The sequence below is a fragment of the Marinimicrobium agarilyticum DSM 16975 genome, from assembly GCF_000423345.1.
GTDB classification, from domain to species: domain Bacteria; phylum Pseudomonadota; class Gammaproteobacteria; order Pseudomonadales; family Cellvibrionaceae; genus Marinimicrobium; species Marinimicrobium agarilyticum.
Genome location: NZ_AUHU01000008.1, coordinates 90714 through 115997 on the forward strand (window position 1 = coordinate 90714; position 25284 = coordinate 115997).

Below are 25284 nucleotides of genomic sequence, written 5' to 3' on the forward strand. Positions count from 1 at the left end.
AATGGCGCCGATCCCCCCCGACAGTCCCCAACACAGCGCCGCCATCGCCACGAACGCCGTGCTCAACTTTACCATTGTGGCCGAGGGTGTCGATTTGCTGTTACGGGGAGAGCTCAAAACCATTCAAAATCCCTGCCGACCCACTATCGGCTTCAGTCCAGTAGCATAGGTGCGCTATCCACTTACAAAAAGTATCGATGAAGCAATAAGCCGGCACAGACCGTCCAAAGCATCAAACTGAAAATGGGCAGCGCAATCATTACCCGCACGGTCACCGAGCGTTTGCCCGTGTTTCGATCCAGATAGGACGGAATGGAGGGCAACATACCTGCAATCGCATCGTCAAAACGCCGGAGGTTCTTCTTGTGATGATTCAAGAACCCAAGCCCCGATTTCAGTTTCAGATAGAACATAATGTTTACGACAAAGCCGAAGACCACCAACACACTGACAATCCAGTTATTGGTGGTGGTGGGGTCGCGCTCCAGCAGGAAAGCGAAGGCCGTCAGAATCGCCGTCATAAAACTGACCAACATACCGAGCTTGGTCCAGTTCAAATTATCCTCGTGCATGTACAGGTTGACCGTACCTTGCTCTTTCTCGATCAGATGCTGCACCAGCTCGGGACGATCCACCTGAGCCATTCGGGTTTGGGGCCGCGTATTGGTTTTCGAATAGAACCAGATTGACCGGGCCCGGGTAACCCCGTCGTAATCAGCGGGCGGGTGAAGATCCCACAGATGGGAGAACCCCTGCTTGCGGTGGTATTCAATGGACTTGGTGTTCAATGGCTCGTTCACCACCGCCGCCAGCGCCAGGTCCGTGTCCATTTCTTCGAAAAGTTTGGTATACAGCGCGGTGGCGGCTCCGCGGACGTCGCCACTGCCGCAGATCTGCTTGATCAAGGTAAACGGCTGAATCACCGAATACCGCAGGCAGGAGTTGATCACTTCTTCAGGTTTGATGGATTCACTCTTATAGGCGAGCAAGAAGCCGCCAAGCTTTCCATCCTCCTCCGCCACCCAGAAGTATTCCGCACTGTCCACATATTCCTTGTAGACCTCGGGCGAGAAGTTGGAAATCAGGAACCCGGTGTTCTCCGGATTTTTCAGGTTTTTGAGCAGAAAACGCTCTGCCAAAGCATGCAGAGCGGGTATGTCCTCGTACGTCGCTCGACGAATGTGAATCATTATATTTCTAACCTCTATATAGACCGGCTCCTAACGATACGGAATTCGGGTCCGATGCGCCAGCACGCCCCGACCCGACCGTAACGCTTGATATCTATACCGTCGTCACTTTTGAGGATTCTGCCTATCGTGCCTTTCCCAAGGCTTCACAAAAGTCGCTCACTCTACTGTCACACTCTTCGCCAGGTTGCGCGGCTGGTCCACGTCGGTGCCTTTGATGATGGCGACGTAATAGCTCAGCAGCTGCAGAGGGAGGGTATAGAGAATAGGCGCCAGCCAGGGGTGGCAGTGGGGGACGTCGATCACGCGCATGTTCTCGTCGGATTCGAAATTGGCTTCAACGTCCGCGAACACGTAGAGAATGCCGCCTCGGGCGCGGACTTCTTCGACGTTGGATTTGAGTTTCTCCAGCAGCTCGTTATTGGGCGCGACCACGATAATGGGCATTTGCGCGTCAATCAGGGCCAGGGGGCCGTGCTTGAGTTCTCCGGCGGCGTAGGCCTCGGCGTGGATGTAGGAAATTTCCTTCAGTTTGAGCGCGCCTTCCATCGCGATGGGGTATTGGTCGCCTCGACCGAGGAACAGGGAATGGTGCTTGTCCGCGAATTCTTCGGCCAGCTCCTCGATGCGCTCGGCCAGTGAAAGAGACTCTTCGAGCTTGGCGGGCAGGCTCTTCAGTGCCTGGACCATGTCCGCCTGTTGCTCGGCGCTAAGGCCATTATGTTTGCCCAATGACAAGACCAGCATAGCCAGACCCACCAGCTGGGTGGTAAACGCCTTGGTGGAGGCCACGCCGATTTCAGCACCGGCGCGGGTCATAAAGGCCAGGTCGGATTCACGCACCAGGGAGGAACCGGCGACGTTGCAGATGGTGAGGCTGCCCAGGTAACCCAGATCTTTGGCCAGACGCAGGGCGGCAAGCGTATCGGCGGTTTCGCCGGACTGGCTGATGGTGACCAGCAAGCTGTTCGGTTGCACTACGGATTTGCGATAACGGAATTCACTGGCAATTTCCACATTGCAGGAAACGTTCGCCAGGGATTCCATCCAATAGCGGGCCACCATGGCGGAGTGGTAACTGGTGCCGCAGGCAACGATCTGCACGTGTTTCACTTTTTTCAGCAACTCGGCGGCGCCGTTGCCGAAGGTTTCATCCAGCACCGAGTCTTTGCCCAGTCGGCCTTCCAGGGTATTGGTGACGGCATGGGGCTGCTCATGGATTTCCTTGAGCATGAAGTGACGGTACTGACCTTTGTCACCGGCGTCGTAGCTGATGGTGGACTCGTGCTCCTCCCGCTCGACCGGGTTACCGTCTTTATCGAACACGCGCACGCTGGTGCGGGTAATTTCAGCCACGTCGCCTTCTTCCAGGAAGACAAAACGGCGGGTGACCGGCAGCAGGGCCAGTTGGTCCGAGGCGATGAAGTTCTCCCCGATGCCCAAACCAATCACCAGCGGGCTGCCGGAGCGCGCGACCACCAGGCGGTCGCTGTCATTGGTGTCCATAATGACGGTGCCGTAGGCGCCGTCCAGTTTTTTTACGGCCTGTTGCACGGCGCTCAGCAAGTCATCACTTTCCTGGCGGATTTTGTGTACCAGGTGAGCGATGACTTCGGTGTCGGTCTGGGAATCAAACCGGTAACCGGCGGCTTCGAGTTCTTTTTTGAGGGCAGTGTGGTTTTCAATAATGCCGTTGTGGACCACGGCGAGCTGGTCGTTGGAGACGTGCGGGTGGGCGTTGCGTTCACTGGGTTCGCCGTGGGTGGCCCAGCGGGTGTGGGCAATGCCGGTGCCGCCCGGGGTAGGGCTGGCGTCGACGGCGTCAGCGAGTTCTTTGACTTTGCCGAGCCGGCGCAGGCGTTTGAGTTCGCCGTTGTTCACTACTGCTACACCGGCGGAGTCATACCCCCGGTATTCAAGGCGCCGAAGGCCTTCGACCAGAATGTCCACGACGTCCCGCTGCGCGACCGCGCCTACAATGCCACACATGGTTTTGCTCCTTTAGATTGAAAGTTCTTAATTGACTGTTGGGGTAGGAGTTGTGTCTATACCCACGGGACACGCGCGTGAATACGTCCCTGTAGGCTCGACTGCTGCTCCCTGCAGCAGACGGTCCCGTGGGTATAGACACAACTCCTTTCACGTTTCGGTGTACTTAACGCTTCTGGGTAACCGCCTTTTCACGCCTTCTTTACAGGCAGTTCTTTAGCCGCAAACCGTGACGGGGATCGGGTATACCGGTCCAAGACCGTCTGCTGCAGGGAGCAGCAGTCGAGCCTACAGGGACGTATTTACGGCGTGTCTTGGACCGGTATACCCGATCCCCACCCCGCAACGACCTACAACGTCAAGAAGCCCGAATCACTTCCACACCCAAAGACTCCAGATGCTTCTTGGCGTCATCGGGAAATTCAGCATCCGTCACCAGGTAAGCAATCCGCTCCCAAGGTAACTCCAGATTGTGGATCTTGCGCCCGAGCTTGTCCGACTCCGCCATGACCACCACTTCGCGTGCCACGTCCGCCATGACCTGACTCAAACTGTAAAGCTCATTAAAGGTCGTAGTGCCGCGCTCCAGATCCAGACCGTCGGCGCCGATGAACAGCTGGTCAAAATTGTAAGAACGCAACACCTGTTCGGCCAACTGACCCTGGAAGCCTTCGGATTGCGGGTCCCAGGTGCCACCGGTCATCAGCAGCGTAGGCTCATTTTCCAACTCTCGCAGAGCATTGGCGATGTTGAGTGAGTTGGTCATCACCACCAGACCCTGTTTGCGCGACAGTTCCGGGAGAATGGCGGCGGTGGTGGTGCCACTGTCGATGATGACCCGGTTATGGTCCAAGATCAGGTCGGCGGCAGCGCGGGCCATGGCTTGCTTTCGTTCCGAAATTTTCTCGGTGCCCGGGTCGACGATCATTTCCTGGGGCAACGGAACGGCGCCACCGTACCGGCGCAGGAGCAGGCCGTTGTTCTCCAGGGCGGCCAGGTCCTTGCGGACGGTGACTTCGGAGGTGCCAAAGTGCTGCGCCAGGTGCTCAACACTGACTTCACCGGCGTCGGTGAGCATGTCGATAATGGCGCGGCGGCGCTGCTGAGTGTTGCGTTTGTTCATTTCCATGCCTGCCGGCTTTCGATTTGAAAGCTATTGTATCGAAACGAAAGCAAAAGTAAACCGATCTCTTCTGCCACCTTGGTTTTGGCCACTTTGAGTCCATACTGTGTAGTAGGTAACGAAAATCTCCGGTCGTAGCGCTCAACCCGGCGGCAACATCCCGGGGGTTTTCCTGTCCAACTCATTGAATCCGAGCGTTAGAAGGAGCCTGAGATGGCAATGGAACCGAAAACCATGAGCGATGTGCTCGAATTGACCCGCCGCTGGCACGAACAGCTCTCCCAGCATCTGCACAGCAGTGCCGACGAGACCGGGTCCGAGCGGAACGATATGTTGCTGGAGTACCTGTCTGAACACGAGCATAAACTCGCGCAGACGCTTGAGTACTTCCAGAGAGACGCCGATATAGAGGCCCTGAATACCTGGTTTTACGAGTACACCGACCGCCACAAGATCATCCACCGGGACCCCCACGAGATCCCCTTCACCCGTATGAGCAATGACGAGATAACGGGGGAAATTGCCGGGTTGCACAATCAGTTGGTCGATCTTTACCGGCACCTGCACGAACGGGCCGAGAGCGACACCGCCCGGGAGGTTCTCCAGCAGCTGCTCGATATCGAACGCAGTGAAAGTCGCCTGATCAGCTTCGGTGCCGAGCGTTCTCAGGAACTGTAAGGCGGGAGAAGCCGGATAAGCAGAAAAAGACCCCGAGCAGAACGCTCGGGGTCGAGGGGTTTGCCCACTACTGACAGTCGATACTGCCGGGGCTGGGTGAGCCCTGAAGGCCGAAGCTGACGCTCTCACCCGGAGCCAAAGCGCCGTTGTAATCGACGTTGCTGGCCTGGTACTGGGTGCCAGAGCCGTCGAGGTCGGCGCTCCAGCTGTTGCCCACACTGATAGCCTGCCCGAACGTGATATCTACCGCCCAGCCATCGACGGGTGAATCGGTGTTATTGCTGACGGTAAACTCGGAAACAAAACCACCGCCCCAGTCATTGGTATCTGCGGTACAGCTCAGTTCGCCACCCGGAGCGCTGCTGCTCTGGGCCACGCTGCTTTGCACCGAACTGACGGCGGAGGAGGCCACCGAAGAGACGCTGGACGCGCTTGAGGAAACCGACGAGGAAGAGGCGCTGTCGCAGTTGCCCACCTGCGCGACCGGATCACCCGCGATTTCCAGGCGGTCAATATTCGCCAGACCGCCGTCGGTAGAAGCTTCCAGCGATACTCGGTGGCTACCGGCGGGCAAATAGGCCGTCGTCGAGGCCGGCTGCCAACTGTCCCAGGAACCGGTTCCCGGGAAGCCGACCCTCACCCGGGCGTCGGAGGTATTGAGCCAGAAGCCGGCGCTGCGGTCGTCGCTCGCTCCGTTGGCGTAGATCCACGATAGCTCGTAATTGCCGCCTTCGGACACATCCACCTGCCACTCGATACCGCTACCCACAGCATTGGTCGTATTGATAAAACCTCCGCCGGTGTAACCGTTGTGGTTGCTGTCCACGGTGCCGTCGTGGGTGCAGACGTCCTGTTCCTGCAACACCAGGCGGTCACCCGGCGCGCTGGAGGACTGGCTGGACGAAGATGAACCACCGCCATCGCCCACAACGGTAATGTCCGGCGCGGGTGGCTCGGTCATGCCGCTGCCCAGATAGAAGGAGGGGTGGGGCGGCTGGTTGTAGCCCGAATTCTGCCAGGAAATCGCGACCCGGTATTGCGGGTCGTGCATCAGGGTGCGCAGGCGATGATCGCTGGGTGCGGTAGTGGTAAACAGCAACAGCGCGTTATTGTCGCTGTGGCGCCAAATCACCTCTTCCCGCCAATCGCCCAACAGATCCGCACTCAGGGCGGGGTTCCCTTTGGTGCCGTTATTGGACGCCGCACCCAGTTGGTAGGCCGTGAGCAGTCGCTCGGTGCTGTTGGTGGCCGGGTTCCATTTGTCGATCATTTCCCGGTCCAGGGTTTCCCTCAGAAGGTCGCCGTCCCACCAGACACCGAAATTGATGGGCCCGGGGCGGGAAGAAGACAGAGTCTGACCGGTGGCGCTGAACAGGCCGCCGCGCGAGGCCCAGGCTTCGTAGCCACGGGAATTCGGGTCCACGTCCATGGCGACGCCCCGGCCGATATCGGTATTGCCGCCCGGATCGCTCCACAGAATCTGCCCGGTGCCCGCATCGTGCATCTCGATACCGTGCTGGCCGTAGCAGGAGGGGCATTCGTGCACCATAAACACTTCCTGACCGGGGCGATCCGGGTTCATGTCGGACAGATGCAGAGCGTCGCCGTGGCCCAGGCCGGTGGTGTACAGACCGGTGCCGTTATCATCCACGGTCATGGCGCCATAGACGATCTCCTGGCGGCCGTCTTCGTCCACGTCCCCCACAGTCAGGCTGTGGGCGCCCTGGCCAGCGTAGCCGCCATTGCCACTATCGTCGCTGTCGAACACCCAACGTTGTTGCAGCTGGCCGTTTTCGAAGTCCCAGGCTGCCAGGACCGATCGGGTGTAATAGCCGCGGGCAAAAACAAAGCTGGGGTTTTGCCCGTCCAGGTAAGCGATAGTGGCGAGGAAGCGATCCACCCGGTTACCGTAGCTGTCGCCCCAGCTCGACACGTTGCCCCGCCCCGGAACGTAGTTGACGGTATCGAGCTCGCGCCCGGTGCTGCCTTCGAACACGGTCAGGTATTCGGGGCCCGAGAGAATATAGCCACCGCTGTTGCGATGGTCGGCATTGGCATCGCCGATGACATTGCCCTGACCATCGCGGGTACCGTCGGCGGTTTTCACCGCGACTTCGGCGCGGCCGTCGCTGTCGGCGTCGTACACGAGGAACTGGGTGTAGTGAGCACCGGCTCGTATGTTGCGGCCCAGATCGATGCGCCACAGTTGAGTGCCGTCCAGCTCGTAGGCATCGAGATAAACGTTGCCGGTATAACCGCTTTGCGAATTGTCTTTGGCGTTCGAGGGGTCCCATTTCACGACGATTTCATAATCGCCGTCGCCGTCCAAATCCCCCACGCTGGCATCGTTCGGACTGTAGCTGTAACCATCGCCAGCCGCGGGGCGCTGCAGGGGAATTCTGAGAAACTGCTCGCCCCAGACGTCGGTACTCGCCTGGCCCTGAGGCTGACCGTTAATCAGAGTTTCCACACTGTACTGCGCGCCGGCGTTGCCACCGCTGTCGAGGAAATTGGTACGCTCGGTGAGTGGGGCGTTATTGAGTTGAACACCATCGCGATAGACGTTGAAAGCGGTGTTCTCCGGCTCCGACCCCAGCCATCGCCAACTGACAAAGACCGAGCCATCACCCCGGTCCACAGCCACCAGGCCGCGATCCAGGTTTTCCACCGCGTATTGACCGAATGCGCTCGCGGCACCCAGGCAGAGGCCCCCCAGAAGGGCCGGTTTGAGTGCCCGCTGAAGCGCGCGATGAAGCGGAGTTCTGGCGACCGCTCGTTGGGTAAACTTCATACATCTCTCCTTTGTTTATGCACGTTATTGTCGGTGAGTGCCCGAGAGGGGCCGGAAGGATGCTACGCCGACGCCCTGTAAATTCCGCGAAACAGATCTCAACTTACTGGAAAATTATGCGATTTAACGTATAAATCATTCCTCATAGAAATTCAGACGCCGATTTTTCGACCTTCCTGTCAAGACGCACGCCTCTGATTCAAAGCTGCCTGACATTCCCACGAAAAAACGTCACAATGATCTCTTTGAGGCAACGTTGTCGGCCTTTAGTCCGAGCCGCAATTCGGGGGCGCAAAAAATGAACAACAATAATGTTAATTCAGTGGTCATTGTTGGCGGAGGTACCGCCGGGTGGATGGCGGCCGCCAGCCTCGCTCGCTATTTCGAGGGGCGCAGCGCCTCGATCACACTGGTAGAGTCTGAAACCATCGGGACCGTGGGCGTAGGAGAGGCGACCATTCCCAGCATTCGGGATTTCAATGCCTCTCTCGGAATCGACGAACTCGAGTTTATTCGCGCCACCGGCGCCACCTTCAAACTGGGGATTGAGTTTGTCGATTGGCGCCAGCCCGGCGAACACTTTTTTCATCCCTTTGCCGACTTCGGTCAGCCGGTGAACGGCGTGGCGTTTCATCACTATCTGAATCGGTTGAACACCGACAACCTTGAAGATTACTGCTTTGCGATTCAGCTGGCGCGCCGCGGGCGCTTTGCTCAACCCCACAGTGACCCGCCCACGCCACTGGCGGCTTACGGCTACGCCTATCACTTTGATGCCGGGCGCTACGCTCAGTTTTTGCGGGATTACGCCGAAAGAAAGGGCGTGAAGCGCATCGAAGGCAAAATCGCGCACGTGACCCAGAACGCCGATAGTGGCTTTGTGGAGTCGCTGCAACTGGACTCTGGCGAAACCGTGGAAGGGCAGCTATTTATCGACTGTTCCGGTTTTCGTGGCCTGTTGATTGAACAGACCCTCGGTGCCGGCCACGAAGATTGGCGCCGGTGGCTGCCCTGTGACAGCGCCGTGGCGGTGCAAGCCGAACGAATGGATGAACCCACTCCCTACACCCGCTGTACCGCCCTGGAAGCAGGCTGGCAGTGGCGCATTCCGTTGCAGACGCGCACAGGCAACGGCTATGTTTTTAGCAGCGATTTCTGCTCCGCCGAGCGGGCGTCGGAGGCCTTGCTGGAGCGTGTTCCTTCACCGTTGAGCGAGCCGAAACACTTCCGTTTTATCGCCGGGCCACGCAAAAGCGTGTGGGAGAAAAACTGTTTCGCCCTGGGCCTGGCTTCGGGCTTTCTGGAACCGCTGGAAAGTACCAGTATTTCCCTGATTCAGACCGGGATCAGCAAACTGCTCAGCTTTTTCCCGGAATCGGGTTTCAACCAGCACGACCGCGATGAGGTAAACCGCCAGCATTGGCACGAGTTCGAGCGCATTCGGGACTTTCTGGTGTTGCACTACAAAGCTACCCAACGCGATGACACCGAGTTCTGGCGCTACTGCCGGAATATGCCGGTACCGGATTCGCTCGTCCACAAAATGGCGCTATTCGCGCATCGCGGGCATATTGTTCAGCATGAACCCGAGGCCTTTGAACCGGACAGCTGGCTGGCGGTTTACTGGGGCATGGGTATCCGGCCCGACCACTACGACCCGCGCGCGGACAAAGTGCCCTCGGAAGTGTTGCAGAAAGAACTGGAAAAGATGCGCGGGATGATCACCCAGGCTTCCGAGCAGGCAATGTCACATAAGGACTTTATCGCCCGCCATTGTTCGGAGAAGCGGTAAAACGGGCGAGATACTCTTCGTGGGTGGGGGCTTCCGCCACGGCGTCCGCCACAGACTGGCGCATGGCTCCCAACGCCTGTTCCAGGTATCCCACATCCAGTTTATCCACGGCCGGATGATAGTGCTCCGGGTAAACGCCAAAACCGGAGAAGATGGCGAGCCAGCTGGCGGGACCGAAAATCTCGATGGGGTAGCGGATCAGCTCCCCTTGTTGCGTAAAGGCCTCGATTTTTCGGGCCAACGTCTCTGGAATCGCCATGTTCCGACATTCACGCCAGAAATCTGAGTCGGTGCGTCCATTGAGTTTGTAGTGCAGGATAATGAAGTCTCGCACCCGTTCGTATTCCTGCGCGGTGAGATCATTGAATTCGTCGACCTGCTTTTGGGTATACCCGGGCCGCTGAAACGCGTGGCGTATTTTGTGGATCGCGGTTTCCACCAGGGCAATGCTGGTACTTTCCAGCGGCTCCAGAAAGCCCGAAGCCAGGCCCACGGCAATACAGTTTTTGTTCCATGCCTTCTCTCGACGCCCGGGGGTAAATTGGAACGGCTTGGGCTCAGTAATCAGGGGTCCATCGATGTGGCGCTTGAGCGTATTGGTGGCTTCGTCGTCGCTGACGTAGTCGCTGCAATAGACGTAGCCATTGCCCTGGCGCGTTTGCAGAGGAATCCGCCACTGCCAGCCCACCCGGTGAGCGAGGCTCACGGTATAGGGCGGCGCCTCGCCCAGGCGCTCACTCTGGACGGCCACGGCCCGATCACAGCGCAACCATTCGCTCCAGTCGCAATAACCGGTGTTCAGCGTCTGCTCCATCAACAGGGCGCGGAATCCAGAGCAATCGATAAACAGATCGCCGGATACGGTGTTGCCGTTATCCAGTTTTAAGGTTTCGATAAAGCCCGTCTCGGGGTGTTGCAATACCTCTTCGATCTTGGCGTCAATGCGCTCTACTCCCTGGCGTTCGGCGCTGTCGCGCATCAAGCGGCCAAAGGCCGCCGCATCGAAGTGCAGGGCCCAGTCGAATACCGACAGTTCCGAGGGCGGGTGGGGCGAGGGGGTCAAAAAACGATGATGCTTGGCCAGCTGAACTCCCAGAGAATAATCGGCAAGCTCACTGGTATCGCCCGCCCGGTGCAGTTTCAACCAGTAGTGATGAAAATCAATGCCGTTGGCTGTTTGCCCGAACAGCCCAAAGGGGTGGATAAACGCCGAATCCGGCATGTGCCAGTTTTCAAACTGAATGCCGAGCTTGCAGGTCGCCTGGGTCGCGCGCATCACATCATCGTCCGTGAGATCCAGTTCACGATAGAACTCGCGTAGTGTCGGAATGGTGGCTTCACCGACACCTACCGTGCCGATTTCAGAGGATTCAACCAGCCGGATGTTGATCGAGGTTTTGCGAAAGTGCTTGGCCAGGCGTGCGGCCGTCATCCAGCCCGCAGTACCACCGCCGACAATGACTATGGTGTTGACCGGGTTTTGTTCCATGGAAAAGCGCTCGCGTTATTGTTGGAAGCCCTGTGCACAGGCTGAAAGCCTAACAGAAAAAACCGCCGTGAGCAGTTCACGGCGGTACAAGCGTTGGGCGTCCTTTCCCCGGCTGGAGAGCCAGATGATCCCACTAAACTTTAAAAGGTGTAGCGAGCCCCCAGAGCCCAGCGCGCTTCGTAGATGTTCTGGAACGCTTTCTGTTCTTCGAACTCCAGGTAAGTCTGCTGATACTCTTCGGTGATGTTGGAGCCATTGACGTACAGCGCCAGCTCGTCGGTGACGTCCCAGGTGACGTTCAGGTCCAGCTGGCCGTAGTCGTCCTGATACAGAGCCTGACCGGCAAGCGTGCTGCCACCGACACTGACCAAACGGGGCGAGCGGAAGTTATAGGCCAAACGTGCCGATACCGTACCGTTCTCGTACCAACCCACGATGTTGTAGGTGTCTTCCGAGTTGTTTACAAACGGTAATTCGTCACCATTGATCCCGCGTGCGTCCTGAGAGCTTTCGGACATGGTGTAGTTCACATCGAAACCGAAGTCATTGAGAATGCCATCGGTCAGATCCCGGAATGCGACTTTAGCGGCGAGTTCAACACCTTCCACTTGGCCGCCACTGCCTTGAATCGGAGCGCTGAACGGATGTGGACCGCGGTTGATACCATCCGCATCCGGTTCGTCCAACATGACGGTACCGGTTTGAATGAAGCTGTCGATTTCAATCCGGAACAGCGCGGCGCTGAGCATTGAGGCTTCGCCCATGTACCACTCGGCCGAAAGGTCCAGATTATTGGCCCGGGTCGGATCCAAATCCGGGTTACCGTTCAGGGTACCATTGGCAACACGCATACACCCGCAATCGTCGTTAAAGACTCGACCGACACTCTTGGCACCGCCCCATTGCAGAAGGTCCAGAGGCTGCATGGTCTCACCATAGCCAAAGCGCAATTTCAGATCGTCCGTCAGGTTGTAGGCTAAGTTCAGGCTGGGAAGCACATCGGTATAGCTTCGTTGGGTCACTTCGTCACCGGCATCATAGTTGACACCAGAGTGGGGCACGCTGCCACCCGTGACGTTCTGGATAACCGTCAGATCGGTCTCCACGACCTTCACGCCGACGTTACCCGTCAGATCGCCGTGTTCGAAGTTCAACTGGGCAAAATAACTCAACTCGTCAAGGCCGACACTATAGCTTTGGCCCGGTTGTTCAAACTTCGTTTGCGGACCGAACACGCTTTCCTGGTAGGCCAAGGTGTCATCCAGCGCGTGGGGGTCAACGGCCCATACTCCCGGAATGCCCGAGACCGGACCAAAATCATCTACCCAAACCACGTCGTTGTACTGGTCGATACGAATCGGTGGAATCAGCGTGTAGGCTTCGTAACGCTCCACCATTTCACCGGTGGGCTCCCCGTCTTCCATGACCGGGTCCATTACCCGATCACCGTTTTCATCAACGATGTATTCACCTTGTTGCAGATCGGGGTCACATTCGGCCGTGCCGGCGAATTGGTCGACCGCTTTCCATTGCGCCTGACAACCGGTTTCCGGGAACGTCGCAAAGTAGGAGAACACTGCATGATCTACGGTGCGCTCGCTCTGACGCACACCGAAATCAACGCTGGTGACAAAAGGCGTTTCGTCAAAGGCATAGTTCCACTGGGTACTGAAGGTGTTCAGTTCACCGTCGTCATCGGTGTTGTTTTCCGAAGACATGGCGCCAACGTGATAGGAATCAACACTGGCCATGTAATCCGCTACGGTCATTTCGCCCTGACCGCCGTCAACCACTTGATCAAAACCACTGAACACCGGATGTTCGCCGGAAGCATCGTAACCCATACGGAATTCATCGTTTTCGATACCGCCGGGTGAATACTGAATGTAACATCCCCCATCTTCCCCGCGGAGTGTCCCCGGGATCACGTTATCACCCGTACAATCCTCCTCCGGACGCAACGTGCCCGGACCCGTTACAAGCGTACCCTGATCAATACTCATGATATCGCCCTCGACATAGCCGTGGCGCATGCTGGCTTCGGCGGTAGCTCGGGTCAAACGAACCTGCCCCGTCAGTGGGCCGCCGTTGTCGAAGTTCAACTCAGCGTTGAAATTGTTGGACTCTTCTTCGTTGTAGTTGACCTGCGCAAAAGACTGCATACGGTAGGGAAGGGCTTCAAAGCTGTTGATAGTGCGCCATTGCTGAGTATCACCACCGTCCGGCGTGTAGGTGAACTGCGGTCCGAGGAAGCCATCTTCCTCCGTGGCGAATGCGTAGTTGCTGAAGGTCTGCCAGCGGTTGTTGTGGGAGAAACCGGCGCGACGGTTCCAGCGCTCCTGCTTGCTGTAAAACCAGTCGGCGACAAACTCCACACCGTCAGTGATTTCAGCCTGGAAAGAGGCGTTGATACCGTCGCGGTGGCGCTCTTCCACTTTGTTGAAGGCCGCGAAGCCTTGGGGCACCACGTGGTAAACATCCGCATTAACCGGGGGCGTACTCCAGGTGTGGTTGTTGTTCGCCGCACCAATACCGCCGTTTTCGGAGGTGTCAAAGTAACCATTGTAGTCGGTCGCGAGGTTCTTCTCGGTGGTGACCGCGCTCAGCAGAAAGCCAACGTTGTCATTTGTCCAGCCAACCAGGCCGCTGACGGTGGGATCAGTCTCTTCGCTGATCGAACCCTGGTCCACTTCGGCGGAGGCGGAGAAGGTCCAGCCTTCGTCCAGATCAAACGGACGACGGGTTTTCAGGTTAACCGTACCGGAAATACCGAGCGTGGTCAGGGTGGCCAGGGGGGATTTGTAAACCTCGGCGCCGGAGAACAGTTGAGAGGGTAAGTCACCAAAGTCGGCCCCGGAACTGTCGATGGTCGTGGCGCTCAAAAAGGTCTCACCGTTGAGCGAGGTGGCAACGTTGCTCAGACCGCGAATCTGAACCGGGCCGCCTTCACCGGCCGTGCGTTCGACCTGAATGCCGGGGATGCGCTGAAGCGAGTCCGCGATGGTAACGTCCGGCAATTTGCCGATATCTTCAGCGGAAATCGCATCCACGACGGATGCGGCATCACGCTTGGTATTGACCGCGTTCAACTGGGACGCGTAGACGCCGGTGACGACGATTTCTTCCAGCATCGGCTCATCTTGCGCGTGCCCCAGAGCGGGTGCCAACAGCAGTGATGATATGCTGGAAGCCAGCAGTGTTTTCTTAAAGCCCTTCGTGCGAGTGTCCATGACTACCTCCTAACGAGTGTTTATCTTGTTGTAGTGTTGTGGTTTGGGTTCGTGTCTCTCTCAGAGAGCCAAGGCGGCACTCGCCGGTGTTCGATGCCGGTCGGTGAGCGCGACCCAAGCGTTATTGTTTTTGGCACCTTTCGGGGTCTCAGCCATCGTTCGGGTGCATTGCGGGCATCCATGCCATTCTCTTTTTACGCCCCCCTGGACAACGTTGTCAATAGCTTTTGGTGCCTTTTTGTTGCTTTTTTGAACGATGCCTTACTTCAGCGGCGTGGCCCGACTGGTGGTATTGCCCAATCGAGCGCGCAACAGAACGGGCGCCTGCTCGCGATTGACCGAGGGGCTGTAAGCACTCCAATTCACGCCATTATTGGTGCTGACCTCCACAGGGAGGCCGGGCAGCGCGGTATTCACTTGCAGCTGCCCCGCTTCCCATTGAGCACCGGGCGGGGGAAGATAGAAATCCACTCCGGCGGCGGCCAGACGCGGCAATTCCCGCTCAACCAGGGTTCGGGCGAAGAGCGCGAACTCGCGCTCCCGCACTGTCGAATTGGGGGAGGTGCCTTCCCAGTCCGCCCGGTGCCAGGCACGCTCGGCCAAGGCCAGCAGCCGCGGGTAGAGCATGGGCTCGAGCTGTTCCGGTGTGCGGATGGTTTCGGTCCATACCTGGCCCTGAATACCGAGGATGTTCTCCGGCTTTTTCAGTGAAGGTAGCGCACGACCGACCAGCGCTTCCAGGTCGTCGATCGGCGCGCCGCTGCGGGTCGAGTCGGCATTGGCGTAAAGGTGCTCCGGCATATAGTTGAACACTTTGCGGGTGTCGGTAAAGCGGGTGGCCCAGTAATAGCCGCGCTCCTCGGGGTGAGCCTCGTAGGGGTGGTCAAAGTACAGGTGGGTTCCATGGGAGAGGACCACTTCGTAGCCGGCGTTGGCCAGCCGGTAGGCCCGGTCGGCGACACCCCATTCCCAGATGTTGTCCCAGGCATTGGCGATCACCCGTTCGTTGTCGAACTGTTCGCGATTGAAAGGGTTGTTTGAGTCATACATCAGCCCGTCTTCCCAGCCGGCCAGGGCCATACCCCGTCGATCCGCCAGCTCGGCAATACGACTGACAAAGTAAGGTTTTAGATCCGCCACCCCGGCCACGCCTTCACGCTCGGCCATCAGTGCGCGGCAGGCCGGCGAACCGGTCCAGGAGCCCTTGCCGACTTCATCGCCCCCCATGTGGAAGATGTCGAGTTTCAGCCCGGCGTCCCGGTACATCTGCTGCAGCTCGTACATCACCTTGTCCACAAAGGCGTAGGTGGACTCCAGACAGACGTCGATGGAATTGTCGGTGTAGTTCTGCACGGTGATGTACTCCGAGGTGTCCTCGGGGTGGGAGAGCAGGTATTGGCGCGCCGCCTCCGGTTGATTCGCGGCCATCAGGCGCTGGTAGCGGGCATCCATGGATTTGATGGCAGCCCGGGCATGGCCGGGCATATCGATCTCCGGAATCACTTCGATGTGGCGGGCGGCCGCGTACCGAAGGATTTCGACAAAGTCTTCCCGGGTGTAATAGCCGTTGCCACTGCCGCTTTTGAAGGGGCCGGTACCCAATTGGGTGAGCAGGCAGTCGGTTTCATCCAGATCGAAACAGCGCTCGGCGCCCACATCGGTCAACTCCGGCAGACCCGGGATTTCCAGGCGCCAGCCTTCGTCCTCGGTCAGGTGCAGGTGCAGCTTGTTGAGCTTGTAGCGGCCCATCTGTTCGATCAGACGCAGGGTCACCGCCTGGCCGTGAAAGTTGCGACCCATGTCGTAGTGCATGCCGCGCCAACCGGCTCGGGGCGCATCGACCACGGTCAGGTTGGGCAGGGTCACGACTTCGCCCTCTAGTGAGGCGGGCAGCAATTTCAGCAGACTCTGCAGGCCGTAAAAGGCGCCGGCGTTGTCCCGACCGGTGATGGTGATTTCTTCATCGTCGATCACCAGGTGATAGCTTTCCGCTTTGTCCGGCAAGGCGGCGACGTCAGGATCAACCACCAAATGAATACGGGGGCCTTCCAACGGCTCGTGATCCGGAACGGTGGCGAAAGGCGCCGCAAACAACGTCGTCAGTTGTTCTGATAAGTAGTCGGCCTCCGAGGCGAGGCGGCCGGCGTAATGGATGGTCCAATCCGATGAAAGCCGAGTCTCACCCCACTGGGTTTTCAGAGACAGCGGCTTGGGGATGATGCGCTGGCGCACCGCCTCGTCGGAGACCCGCTGAGCGTTAACCTCGGCGTTCCGGACAAAGCGACGCTCGGCCGTGGCGGTGGGCACCTGGTCCTGAGCGTTGCGCTGGCGCTGCTCGGGTCGCTCGAAGGCCTCGATAAAGTTCGCTATCTGCTCTGTGTCGGTATTGGCAAAAATCACCGGCTCGCGATTCTTGGCGGTAATGAACGCACGGGGCATAAAGTCGGTGTAGGCCGCCATGGCCGACGAAGGGCGGTAACGGAAGATGAGGGTCTGGTCGGGCTTGAGGCCTTCGAACGCCGCGGTCGGTGACAGCTTGTGCAAATCCCCTTGAATGTGGGTGAGCTGCAAGCCCTGGTCCCGGGTATCATCGATTTTGCGAACCGAGTGAAAGTAGAGGCGCCAGTCACCGTCGCCGGCCGGCAATGCCACGGAAGACTGATTATCGAGCGTCAACCGGGCCAGGGGACCTGCCTCTGCGGTATTGCTGAGCACGCCAAAACGCAGCTCGGCGTCAGTGCCAAACTGCTGTAATTGTGTCTGGGTGAGGTTTTGCCCGAAGCAATGGATGCTGAGGCAACATACAACCAAGGTGGCCAGGGTTTTCATTATTGGACTCCTGCGTTTGATACAACCCGGGAGAGCATAGCCTACACTAGACAACGTTGTCTAATCTTTCCAAGAAATTCTCTTTATCGAGGGTATTTGGGCATCTAAACAAAAGGGGCGCCGGATCAACTCATCCGGCGTCCTTGAAGAGGATTTATTTCACAAACCGGGATAGTAGACGGATATACGCCACTTGGTAGTCGTTGTGGTTTTCCGTCACCTGCCAGGAGTTGACCGGCCAGCTGGTGTTGAAGTCCAGGTAGGCTTTGGCGGCGGGCTGATCGGCGGGGGGCGAGAGCTCCTCCGCCCCGCAGCGGGCATTGTTTTCCGAGCCACCGCAGCTGTCAGGGCAGCAGGCATCCCAACTGTACGACGGGTTGGGGCCTCCCACCAGGTAGCCCGGGGCGGGACCGTAGTTCGAGGTTTTCACCGAGTCCCAGTTCGCACTGCCGTCGGAAAACCAGCTGTGGTAGAAGCTGTCTACGGAATTGTGGACGTCCAGATGGTACATATTGGACAGGTAGACCTTACCCAGGGGGTTGGTGCCGTGCAGGTAATTCAGGTAGCCCAGCGCGGCGTTGTCGATTGCCTGCTCACCGGCATCACCCAGGCCATGCACCGCCAGGTTGGTAAAGGTCAGACCCTGGCGGGCCATGGTGCGGTTGCTGCCCCAGGTAAAGTTGCTTTCTCCCAGGTAGGCCCGGTAGGCGTCTTGGGCCTGGGTCACGGCCTCCCAGTGACCATTCATACCGTTGGTGTAAGCGGTCCGAATGTCGTTCACGACCGAATCGGTCGCGTCGGGGAGGGAGGCGTAGTAGAGCCAATGCGTGGTTTCCGGTTCATTCCAGGGACCGACCCAGGTGATAGGGTGATCCCTGTATTCGTTCTCGGCGAAAGTTTTGTAGTCGCTCTCACCCGTGGCGGCAAACAGATAGAGGGCGGCAATGCGTTTTTTCATCGCCCGTCCATCGTCGTCCACTTCCTGCTCGCCGGCAGCCACTTTGCCACTGTTTTCAAACGTCACCGATGGGTGGGCGTCGGCCCAGTCCCAGGCGTTTTCCGCGCGGGTGGCCAGTTCCTGAGCGTAGGTTTCCCAACCCTCGACCTGCGCAAAGATCACGCTGCCAAAGGCGAACGCCTGAGCACTGGTCAGGGTCGCGGAGGTCGTGGCCGGCCCGTAAACGCTGGGACCGGTCGCGGACGATGGGGGGCTGGCATGGGCGAGCCCCATGACCGAGAGCACCGAACCGTCGTCCTCCTGCATCCGGATCAACCAGTCCATCCCCCATTTCAGTTCGTCCAGCAAATCGGGGATGCCGTTGCCGGATTCGGGGATATTGAAATCGTCGGTCCAGATACCGGGGTTTTCCCGGTAGGTGTGCATCAGCACCACCAGGTAGTCAGCGTGCCAGTTGGTGTATTTGTTGTAGTCACCGGCATCGTACCAGCCGCCGCGAAGGTCACGCTCGGTACTGGCGTCGTTTTCAGAGCCGTAGAGGCGGGCAGCGGGATCCTGGCCCTCGCCCAAATGGCTGGCGCCGTCGGCCCAACCGGTACCGGCATGGGTGGCCAACTTTTCGTCGCCCGCGCGCTGGTAGAAGAAGGTGCGCACCGCGTCTTTCAGGACCGGTTTATACACATCCGCTCCGATGGAAAACGCGGGAGAGCGGACATTTTGGCTTCGGTCCCACACCACATAGCGACCCGGATCGGTCACGGCACTGAAATCAAACCACCAGGCCTTGTCACCGGAAATATCACTGATGGCGCCCTCGTTCCAGGTACTGGGCGAGCCGGTGTGGACGACTTCGCCGGAATCGACATTAACCAGAGCGTAGTCTTCACCGGGCGCAAAGCTCAAACCGCTATCGAATCCGGCCTGCGGGTCGCGCAATACCGCGACTTTTTGAGCAGAGGGAAGATAACCAAACTGGTCCACCACAAGGCAGACCGCCACTGGGGCATTTTCCACCTCGGCGGCCACCAGAGTCTCGGGAGGAGACTGGTCGCAAACCTGCGCGGTGTCGGGTTCGCTGCTCGATTGCGCACTCGAGGTGCTGCTCGCGGCAGAGGAGAGGTCGCTCGATTCGGAGGAAGATTCAGAGTCGGCCTCGCTGGAGTTGGCGCTGCTTTGAGCAACCCTACTCTGGCTTGAGCCGCCTGTCTCGCCGCCGGAAGAGGAGCCGCCGCAGGCGCTTAAACCAACACCGAGTAACATTGCCAATAGAGAACGGGTAATGAGCGTCGAACGCATTTTCATACCTCAATTATTTTTTTGTATTTGAAGGTATGCAGCCTAAACAATTTCGCTGGTACTGTAAACGGTTACAACGGTTAAAAAGTGCTCAACCCCGTCGCCTCCATGACACGATACTGGATTCGGGGCCAGAGGCTTTCATCCGCGTAGACCTCGTAGTCCACGCTATATTGGCGTCCCAGGCGATTGTGCCAGCGCTCGTCGAACCACTGGGCGCCGCTGGTCAACGGTTCCGTACTCAGCGGGCCCCGAAGCACCACACTGGTCTCCAGGTTCAGGTTGTGCAGATTACGGCGGGTGAAGTTGGTCGAGCCCAGAAGCATACGCGCGGTACCATCGGCATCGCGGTGCATCAACCATTTGGAGTGGCATTGCTCACCGTGGGTGTCACACCAACGGACCGCCACTCCGGTACTGACCAATTCGTGGGCGACGGGACGATTGGGGACGCCGTTTTTCTCTCGACCGAAGGCATCCTTGTTGGGGTCGAGCAGTATTCGCACGTTCACTCCCCGCTCGGCGGCCTGTTGCAGTGCTCGTACCAGATGCCGATCGGACAGGTAGAACATGGCCATATCCAGCTGTTCCCCGGCATCCGCGCCATTAATCAGTTCAAGCGCCGCGCGCTCTACGGCACGCTCCGTGACTACCTGCACGGTCAGCTCGGATGAAACAGGGGCGCCGGCGGGGTCCGGCGCCTGTGAGGGCGCCGGACCATCGGAAAACTCCAGAACCGCGGCCTCGCTCTGCAACAGATCCCCCGTCGCCGGGCCGCTGAAGCGAAGGGCCACGTTGCCGTGGGCGCTGCTGCCATCGTGGGGGTTGGCGGAAGTAACCAGAGCGGTTAAGTCGCCCCCTTCATCCACCATCAGCAGCTTGCGGTGGTTGGCTTTGAAATTGATGAGCGTCAGATAGCTGCGCAAAGACACCCGACCCTCACCAAAGGGGTTGGGAAGCGTATTGCCCGCCGAATTGCCCCAGGGTTGAACAAAGGGGCGCCATAAGGATGAGTAAAGCGGGTTGCTGTCCCGAAGCTGGGTCAGGTCAGTGAGCGTCACGGAAATGCCGGCCGCTTTCAGTCGCTCGAAATGAGGGGAGGGCAGTCCACCGTAGAGGGTGTTCAGAGGGTCAGTAATGACCAGAACCTGCAGTTCGGGGTGGCGCTTTTTCTGGGCGATCAGCCGATCGGTTAATTCGGACGACAGGGCTCGGTGGGTGTCCGTCAACTGTCCCAGGTAAGCGTTGAACAGGAACATATCCACCAACACGAACCGTTCGGCCTGACCGATCAACCGAAACACTTCGTCAAATATTACCTGTTCGGTGTGGCGTGTTCCCTGTTCATCCACATAGGTCCGATCTGCCAAGAACCGCACATCAGTGGCGGGTCTTGGTGGCGCTTCCATGCCAACACCCTCTGGCAAGGGCTTAAAAACACCGTAAAGGCCAGTCCCCAAAAGGACAACAAACAGCAATCCCAGGAGTGCCAGACCGTAGCGGAGAATAGGCCTTTTTGTTTTTACCATAGCGAATCAGTCCTTTTTGGGTCTTATCCATCGTCAGGATTTTTTGGTGGGACGCTGCCAGCCCTGGATGTTGCGCTGGCGACCCCGGGCGATGGCCAGTTCTTCGTCGGGCACATCCTTCGTGATGATCGAGCCGGCGCCGATGGTGGTGTTATTACCCAACTTGACCGGCGCCACCAGCGCGGTGTTGGAGCCGATGAAGGCATTGTCGCCGATTTCGGTCAGGAATTTGTTGACGCCGTCGTAGTTGCAGGTGATTGTCCCCGCACCGACGTTTACACCAGCGCCAAGTTTGCTGTCGCCGATGTAGCTCAAGTGATTGACCTTACTGCCGGCTCCGATGGTGGCTTTTTTGATTTCCACAAAGTTGCCCACCTTGGCGCCGTCCGCCAGTTGGGTGCCGGGACGCAGCCGGGCGAAAGGACCCACGGCGCAGCCGGAGGCGATGCGGGCGCCTTCGATCACCGAGTTGGCCTTGATTTGGGTGCCCGCGCCGATGACGCAGTCCTTCAGGTAGCAGTTGGGCTCCAGGGTCACGCCATCTTCGAGCATGACTTCCCCCTCGAACACGCAATTCACATCAATGACCACGTCCCGACCGGTGGTGAGTCGGCCTCGGCAGTCGAAGCGGGCCGGATCCATCAGGGTGACGCCCTGAACCATCAGTTGCTCGGCCTGGCGGCGCTGGTAATAACGCTCCAGAGCGGCCTGCTGCTGGCGATTGTTGATGCCTTCGACTTCTTCCGGGTGGTCCGGATGGGCGGCGTGAACACCCAGGCCATCACGGCGGGCCATGGCGATAATATCGGTCAGGTAGTACTCGCCCTGGGCGTTGTCGTTGCTCAGGGTAGGCAGCCACTGCTGCAGATGCTTGGCCTTGGCGGCCATGATGCCAGTATTGATTTCGGTAATGCGTTTTTGAGCCTCCGTAGCGTCCTTGTGTTCGACAATCGCTTCCACCCGGCCGTTGGCGTCCCGCAGGATGCGGCCGTAACCGCCCGGTTCAGGCAAATCGACCGTCAGCAGGCCGATGGTGGTATCGGTGACTGCCTCCGCCAGCTTGCGCAGAGTGTCGGCGCTGGTCAGGGGCACATCCCCATAGAGAATCAAGACGGTGGCGTCATCCCGAAAGTGGGGTAGCGCCTGTTGAACCGCATGACCAGTGCCCAGCTGTTCGGTTTGAGGGACGAAACGAACGTCGTCGGCCGCCAGACGGGCTTCGACCTTCTCGGCGCCATGGCCTACCACCAGCATGATGCGATCACTCCCCAGGGCGCGGGCACTGTCCACCACATGCTGGACCAGCGGCCGACCGCCGATAGGGTGCAGAACCTTGGGTAAATCGGAACGCATGCGGGTGCCTTTGCCGGCGGCGAGGATGACGATATCGAGGGGGGCGGTCATGAGAATGCTCCTTCAAGGATGCACGAATGTCGCATCTTAAAAACACAGGGGTATGAACACAAAAAAGGGCGGCCGTTCAGCCACCCTTTTTCGTTGCCGGTACCGGGCACAACAATTACTTGTTGCTGCCCAGGCGCTTGCGGATCGACTGCAGCGTGCGCAACTGCGCGGCCGCTTCCGCCAGCTCGATGGCGGCTCTGGAGTAGTCGATTTCGCCGGACTGGTTGGTCAGCTGCTTTTGAGCGGCCTCTTTGGCCTCCAGGGCAGCGGCCTCGTCCATGTCACCGGCTCGCAGTGCTTCGTCGGCCAGGACGGTGACGTGGTAGGGCTGAACTTCCAGGTAGCCACCGGAGACGTAGTAGATCTCCTCTTCGCCACTGTCTTTGACGATCCGCACCGGACCCGGCTCCAGGCCAGTCAGAAGGGGAGCGTGACCGTAGGTAACACCGAGGTCCCCGAGGGAACCGGTCGCCACGATCATCTTCACCAGTCCGGAGAAGATTTCCCGCTCTGCACTGACTATATCGCAGTGAACTGTCATAGCCATAGATCTGCCTCTAACGCTTCAGGGTCAGTGGCCCGGCATTGCCGGGCCGGCGGGTTTACTTCTTCTTGGCCTTGTTGGCTTTTTCGATGGCTTCTTCAATCGTGCCCACCATGTAGAAAGCCTGCTCCGGCAAGTCGTCGTATTCGCCTTCCAGAATGCCCTTGAAGCTGCGGATGGTGTCCTTCAGCGATACATAGGTACCGGGAGAACCGGTAAACACTTCCGCCACGTGGAAGGGCTGAGACAGGAAGCGCTCGATTTTACGGGCGCGCGCCACGGTCAGCTTGTCTTCCTCGGACAGTTCGTCCATACCCAGAATGGCGATAATGTCTTTCAGTTCTTTATAGCGCTGCAGAACGGTCTGCACGCCGCGGGCCACGCCGTAGTGTTCCTGGCCGATGATCAGCGGATCCAACTGACGGGAGGTGGAGTCCAGCGGGTCAATCGCCGGGTAGATACCTTTGGAGGCAATGTCACGACTCAGTACAACGGTCGAGTCCAAGTGCGCAAAGGTGGTCGCCGGAGACGGGTCCGTCAAGTCATCCGCGGGCACGTATACGGCCTGTACGGAGGTAATGGAGCCGGTCTTGGTCGAGGTAATACGTTCCTGCAGAACGCCCATCTCTTCCGCCAGCGTGGGCTGGTAACCCACCGCTGAAGGCATACGACCCAGCAGGGCGGATACTTCGGTCCCGGCCAGGGTGTAACGATAGATGTTGTCGATGAACAGCAGTACGTCTTTGCCTTCGTCGCGGAATTTTTCCGCCATGGTCAGACCGGTCAGTGCCACACGCAGACGGTTGCCCGGTGGCTCGTTCATCTGGCCGTAAACCATCGCTACCTTGTCCACAACCTTGGAGTCGGTCATTTCGTGGTAGAAGTCATTACCTTCACGGGTCCGCTCACCCACACCGGCGAATACCGACAGACCGGAGTGTTCTTTGGCGATGTTGTTGATAAGCTCCATCATGTTGACGGTCTTACCCACACCGGCACCGCCGAACAGGCCAACCTTACCGCCCTTGGCAAACGGGCACACCAGATCAATCACCTTGATGCCGGTTTCCAGCAGTTCGTTGGAGGCGGCCAGCTCTTCATAGGCGGGCGCTTCGCGGTGAATCTGCATGCGCTCGTCTTCACCGATGGGACCGGCTTCGTCGATGGGGTCGCCCAATACGTTCATGATGCGGCCCAGAGTCTTGGCGCCCACCGGAACCTTGATCGGCTCCTTGGAGTTGGTCACATCCAGACCACGACTCAGACCTTCAGAGGAGCCCAGGGCAATGGTCCGTACCACGCCGTCGCCCAGCTGTTGTTGCACTTCCAGAGTCAGGTTCTGCTCGGTGACATTCAGTGCATCATAGATTTGCGGCACGGCGTCGCGCGGAAATTCCACGTCGATCACGGCGCCGATAATTTGTACGATACGTCCGCTACTCATTTCCGGTTCCTCTTGGTTTCAGATCCGGCCGACTGTCAGTGAGACACTGAGGACAGCCTGGGACTGAAGGTTTTAACTCAAAAAAGGTTGCTCAGCTTAGGCCCAACGTTGGCCACTGAATCATCAGTTCGCCACAGCGGCGGCACCGCCCACGATTTCCGACAGCTCTTGGGTAATCGCTGCCTGACGTGCTTTGTTGTATACCAGCTGAAGATCGCTGATCAAATCGCCCGCGTTGTCGGTGGCGCTCTTCATCGCTACCATCCGCGCGGCCATTTCACAGGCACCGTTTTCAACCACGGCCTGATAAACCTGGGACTCGATATAGCGAGTCAACAGCCCGTCGAGCAGCTGCTCGGCGTCGGGCTCGTACAGGTAATCCCAGTGATGTTGCAGCTTCTCTTCTTTCTCGGGTACCAGAGGCAGTAACTGCTGCACTTCCGGTTGCTGAGTCATGGTGTTGATAAATTCGTTGCCGACCAAATACAGTTTGTCGATCTTGCCGTCGGCATAGGCATCCAGCATGACCTTGACGCTACCAATCAGGGAAGACACCGAGGGTGCTTCACCCAAGTCCCGGGCAGAGGCGACGACATTGCCACCGTGGCTGTTGAAAAAGGCCGCGGCTTTGGCGCCCAACAGGCAGAGGTCAATGGCGACGCCTTCGTCGTTCCAGGTTTTCATGGATTTCAAAGCGGCTTTGAACACGTTGACGTTCAAGCCACCACAGAGGCCACGGTCACTGGAGACGATGATGTAACCCACCCGTTTGACGTCGCGCTCTTCCATAAAGCGGTTTTTGTATTCCGGGTTGGCGTTGGCAAGGTGGCCGACTACCGCACGCATGCGCTGAGCGTAGGGCTTGCCCAGCTCCATCCGCTCTTGAGCTTTACGCATCTTACTCGCGGCGACCATTTCCATCGCGCTGGTAATTTTCTGCGTGCTTTTAATGCTCGAAATCTGCGTCCGAATCTCTTTTGCGCCTGCCATACTCAAAG

General features: G+C 58.5%; 16 protein-coding genes. 3 read left to right on the forward strand and 13 right to left on the reverse strand.

The window, feature by feature from the left end; genetic code table 11:
- Position 1 precedes the first annotated feature (1 nt).
- Positions 2 to 169, forward strand: coding sequence for a hypothetical protein (locus G547_RS23800; RefSeq protein ID WP_245573457.1), 168 nt, complete (start codon positions 2 to 4; stop codon positions 167 to 169).
- 13 nt (positions 170 to 182) lie between these two features.
- Here the strand turns inward: G547_RS23800 and G547_RS0110070 are convergent, their stop codons facing one another.
- The 3 genes from G547_RS0110070 to G547_RS0110080 all read right to left on the reverse strand — a co-directional run bounded on the left by G547_RS0110070 (position 183) and on the right by G547_RS0110080 (position 4302).
- Positions 183 to 1190 (reverse strand): GNAT family N-acetyltransferase, encoded by a 1008-nt coding sequence (locus tag G547_RS0110070; protein WP_027329752.1) that lies wholly within the window; start codon positions 1188 to 1190, stop codon positions 183 to 185.
- A 159-nt stretch (positions 1191 to 1349) separates the two neighbouring features.
- A complete protein-coding gene (gene glmS / locus G547_RS0110075) occupies positions 1350 to 3179 on the reverse strand; it encodes a glutamine--fructose-6-phosphate transaminase (isomerizing) (protein WP_027329753.1) in 1830 nt (609 codons plus the stop codon).
- Between the two features lie 358 nt (positions 3180 to 3537).
- Positions 3538 to 4302, reverse strand: a complete 765-nt coding sequence (locus G547_RS0110080) for a DeoR/GlpR family DNA-binding transcription regulator (RefSeq protein ID WP_027329754.1) — start codon at positions 4300 to 4302, stop codon at positions 3538 to 3540.
- Positions 4303 to 4515: 213 nt separating this feature from the next.
- On the opposite strand from G547_RS0110080, the gene G547_RS0110085 reads away from it, so the two are divergent.
- Positions 4516 to 4980, forward strand: a complete 465-nt coding sequence (locus G547_RS0110085) for a hypothetical protein (RefSeq protein WP_051235207.1) — start codon at positions 4516 to 4518, stop codon at positions 4978 to 4980.
- A 67-nt stretch (positions 4981 to 5047) separates the two neighbouring features.
- Here G547_RS0110085 and G547_RS23960 read toward each other — a convergent pair whose 3' ends face one another.
- Positions 5048 to 7771, reverse strand: coding sequence for a rhamnogalacturonan lyase family protein (locus tag G547_RS23960; protein WP_027329756.1), 2724 nt, complete (start codon positions 7769 to 7771; stop codon positions 5048 to 5050).
- Between the two features lie 298 nt (positions 7772 to 8069).
- Here G547_RS23960 and G547_RS0110095 point away from each other — a divergent pair, with 298 nt between their 5' ends.
- Positions 8070 to 9563, forward strand: a complete 1494-nt coding sequence (locus G547_RS0110095) for a tryptophan halogenase family protein (RefSeq protein WP_027329757.1) — start codon at positions 8070 to 8072, stop codon at positions 9561 to 9563.
- Here the strand turns inward: G547_RS0110095 and G547_RS0110100 are convergent.
- The 9 genes from G547_RS0110100 to atpG form a co-directional block, all read right to left on the reverse strand.
- Positions 9532 to 11052 (reverse strand): tryptophan halogenase family protein, encoded by a 1521-nt coding sequence (locus G547_RS0110100; protein ID WP_027329758.1) that lies wholly within the window; start codon positions 11050 to 11052, stop codon positions 9532 to 9534. The genes G547_RS0110095 and G547_RS0110100 overlap by 32 nt on opposite strands.
- 140 nt (positions 11053 to 11192) lie before the next feature.
- Positions 11193 to 14282 carry a TonB-dependent receptor gene (locus G547_RS0110105; RefSeq protein WP_027329759.1) on the reverse strand — a complete coding sequence of 1030 codons (3090 nt, stop codon included), beginning with the start codon at positions 14280 to 14282 and terminating at the stop codon, positions 11193 to 11195.
- Between the two features lie 261 nt (positions 14283 to 14543).
- A complete protein-coding gene (locus G547_RS0110110; RefSeq protein ID WP_027329760.1) occupies positions 14544 to 17111 on the reverse strand; it encodes a family 20 glycosylhydrolase in 2568 nt (855 codons plus the stop codon).
- A 154-nt stretch (positions 17112 to 17265) separates the two neighbouring features.
- Positions 17266 to 19365: a glycoside hydrolase family 9 protein gene (locus G547_RS0110115; protein ID WP_036188002.1), complete on the reverse strand. Its 2100-nt coding sequence runs from the start codon at positions 19363 to 19365 to the stop codon at positions 17266 to 17268.
- 80 nt (positions 19366 to 19445) lie between these two features.
- Positions 19446 to 20774: a phospholipase D family protein gene (locus tag G547_RS0110120; RefSeq protein ID WP_245573458.1), complete on the reverse strand. Its 1329-nt coding sequence runs from the start codon at positions 20772 to 20774 to the stop codon at positions 19446 to 19448.
- A gap of 153 nt (positions 20775 to 20927) precedes the next feature.
- On the reverse strand, positions 20928 to 22298 hold the full coding sequence (gene glmU, locus G547_RS0110125) for a bifunctional UDP-N-acetylglucosamine diphosphorylase/glucosamine-1-phosphate N-acetyltransferase GlmU (RefSeq protein ID WP_027329763.1): 1371 nt from the start codon (positions 22296 to 22298) through the stop codon (positions 20928 to 20930).
- A gap of 115 nt (positions 22299 to 22413) precedes the next feature.
- Positions 22414 to 22845 carry a F0F1 ATP synthase subunit epsilon gene (locus G547_RS0110130; RefSeq protein ID WP_027329764.1) on the reverse strand — a complete coding sequence of 144 codons (432 nt, stop codon included), beginning with the start codon at positions 22843 to 22845 and terminating at the stop codon, positions 22414 to 22416.
- Positions 22846 to 22900: 55 nt separating this feature from the next.
- Entirely contained in the window at positions 22901 to 24286 is a 1386-nt protein-coding gene (gene atpD / locus G547_RS0110135; protein WP_027329765.1) for a F0F1 ATP synthase subunit beta, read from the reverse strand.
- Between the two features lie 123 nt (positions 24287 to 24409).
- Positions 24410 to 25276, reverse strand: coding sequence for a F0F1 ATP synthase subunit gamma (gene atpG / locus G547_RS0110140; protein ID WP_027329766.1), 867 nt, complete (start codon positions 25274 to 25276; stop codon positions 24410 to 24412).
- Positions 25277 to 25284: the final 8 nt, after the last annotated feature.